The sequence below is a fragment of the Falsiroseomonas oryziterrae genome, from assembly GCF_021864505.1.
In the GTDB taxonomy this organism is placed as follows: Bacteria; Pseudomonadota; Alphaproteobacteria; order Acetobacterales; family Acetobacteraceae; genus Falsiroseomonas; species Falsiroseomonas oryziterrae.
This window is the reverse complement of sequence record NZ_JAKJIB010000443.1, coordinates 1-2669: the sequence shown is the minus strand read 5'-3', so window position 1 is coordinate 2669 and position 2669 is coordinate 1. Positions and strand designations below refer to the sequence as shown.

Sequence of the window (2669 nt, the reverse complement as noted above, 5' to 3'; positions counted from 1 at the left end):
CCGCCCCGCCGGCGGCGTCGAGGTCGAGCCGGCGCATCGCCAGCCGGCCGCGGAGCGCGACGCGCGGCGCGACCGTCACGGCGAGGTCGCCCTGTCCGTCCAGCATCTGCGACGAGACCGCGAGGCCTGCCATCCGCAACTCGCGCGTGGACAGGCCGGACAGCCGCGCCGAGGCCGTGACACCGGTCAGGCGCGGCAGCGCGACGCCGAAGGCCTGCCCGAGCCGCGCAAGATCCGGCGTAACGAGCCGTGCCTCGAACGGCGTCGCGCCGAGGCCCGCTTCGCGACGGAGCCCGCCCGCCAGCGTCAGCCGCGACGGGCCGGAGGCGATGGTCGCCTCGATCGGCCAGGGCGTCTCGGCCGGCTGGTGCAGCATGGCGCGGAGCGAAGGCAGCGTGGCCACCAGGCCGAGCTCCGTGCCGCGCAACCGGCCCTGCGCCGACAGCGCGACGCGCTGGTCGAAGGACGCCGCGCGCAGCTCGGCCCGCGCCAGGCGCAGCCCCGGCAGCAGCGCATCGGCCTCCGTCGCGCCGAGCCTGAGGGTGAGATCCGACACCGTCGGGATCGGGCTGCCGGGACCGAGCCGCGCCTTGATCTCCAGGGGGCCGGGCGCCAGCGGCAACTCGCGCTGGCCGAAGCTGCGCAGCAGCCGCTGCACGACGCCGCGCTCCGCCTGCGCCTCCAGCGCGAGCGACCAGGCGGGCTCTGCCGTGCCGCGCGGCCACGTGCCGTGCAGCCCGAGCCGCAGTCCCGCGCCAGTCACCTTCGCCACCAGCGGCAGGCCGCCCTCGGCCTCGGCGCCGAGGCTCGCCTCGATCGCCAGCGCCTCGTCGTTCAGGCGGATGCGGCCGGCGAGTTCGAGCGGCGAGTCCGGCGTGTCGCGCGCCACCGTCAGCGACGCGACCTCGATCCGCTCGATCGCCGCGCCGGGCAGGCGGATGCGGGAGGATTCGATCGCGAGCTCCGCGATGTGGAGCCCGGCGGGCGCGGATCTCGGGCCGCCGCGCCGGAAGCTCCAGTTCGCGTCGCCCTGCGCGTTGCGCTCCAGCAGGATGTCGGCATCGGCCAGGAGCAGGCTGTAGACTTCCACCCGCCGCTCGAGCAGCGGCAGGAACGCCAGCGCCACCTCCAGCCGGCCGATGCGCGCGAAGTGGGGCTCGGAGCCGCCTTCGATGTTGGCGATGGTCGCGTCGCGGAGCGCGATGCGCGGCCTGAGGCCCGGCCGCACCGAGATGTCGCCATGCGTGACCGCGCGTCCGATCGCGCGCTCCAGCGCCGCGTCGAGCTGCGCCGTCAGCGCGCCGCGCGAGACAACCACATGCAGCGCCGCGAGCATGGCGCCGAAGAGCAGCGGCAGCGCCGCCGCCGCGAGCAGGAGGCGTCGCGCCCAGCGCCTCACGGCGAGCCCGTCGCGCGTCGCGCCGTGGCGGGCGGGATCAGAGCGGCGGCGTCTTCGCCCATCGGAAGCCGCGCCTCGCCTGCTCGAAGCCATGCGCGTAGAGCGCGCGCATGTAGCCAGGCTCGAAGGGGGTCTCGAGCCGTGCCGTGAAGTCCGACCCGATGTAGGCGAGGTTGTAGTCGATGCCGTCGCGCTGGGCGAAGAAGTAGAGCCGCACGGCGTCGTTGAAGCCGCTCGCGGCGATCATGCTGGAGACGGCGCGCCCCGCGATGCTGATGCTGCGGCGGTCCACCGCCGACCACTCGGAATCCAGGCGGCCGTTGCGGATGATCCAGGCGCGCGCCGGCTGCACCTGGCGCCGGCGCGCGAGCGCGGCGCGCCGTGCGCTGGTCACCGCGCTCGGATAGAGGAAGGCCTGCGCGAAGGTGCCGCCGTCGACATGCATCTCCTGGTGCGCCGCGCCGTCGATCGTCACGTCGAACATCACCGGCGGGAAGGCGCCCGGGATCGCGGCGGAGGCGAGCAGGATGCGGCGGACGGTGTCGAGCGCGCGGGGATGGCCGCTTGCCGCGATCGCGCCGACGTTCCAGACGACGGGCGTCTGGGCGTCGATGTCGGCGGTGCCGATCAGCAGCAGGCGGCCCTGCGCGTGGGCCTCGGCGATGGCACGCAGCATCCGCTCGTCGAGATAGCCGGAGATGGTCTCGAACAGCGGTGCGGTATCCGCCAGCGCGTCGTCGAAGATGGCCGCCGTGATACGGCGGCGGCGCAGCACGCGCTCCGGCGTGATGGCGGTGTAGACGTCCCGCAGCGCATCGTCCCAGTCGGGGCCGAGATAGGCGAAGGGCGCGGTGAGCGCGCCGGTGGAGACGCCGGTCACCAGCTCGAAGACCGGACGCGTTCCATGCGCCGTCCAGCCGTTGAGCAGCCCCGCCCCGAATGCGCCGTTCTCCCCGCCGCCGGAGACGGCCAGGAGGTTCAACTCGGGCAGCGTCGCGCCGTCCGGCAGGTTCAGGGCACGGCGCCGGCGCGCCAGCGCGTCCACCGCCTCCCGGTCGAACCCGGCCTGGCCCCCGGCCGTCGCGATGCGGAAGCGCTCGTTGGGCAGGCCTAGGACACTTGCCTCCGCCGAGCGGTCGGCCGGCACGGCCGGCAGCCGCGGCGGGATCGCGCAGGCGGGCAGGGAGAGCGCCGCGCCGCCGGCCGCGACGGCCCGGTACAGGCGTCGCCGCGAGGCCTTCCGGGCGGGAGCCCCGTCCCTGTCGTCAAT

At 75.2% G+C, this 2669-nt stretch carries 2 protein-coding genes; both read right to left on the bottom strand.

Features of this window, described 5'->3' with window-relative positions:
• Nucleotides 1-1399 (bottom strand): AsmA family protein (locus tag L2I40_RS21665; RefSeq protein WP_237217313.1); only part of this gene is annotated, 1399 nt, incomplete at its 3' end.
• Between the two features lie 37 nt (nt 1400-1436).
• The coding region (locus tag L2I40_RS21660) for a patatin-like phospholipase family protein (protein ID WP_237217311.1) at nt 1437-2669 on the bottom strand (1233 nt) is incomplete at its 5' end.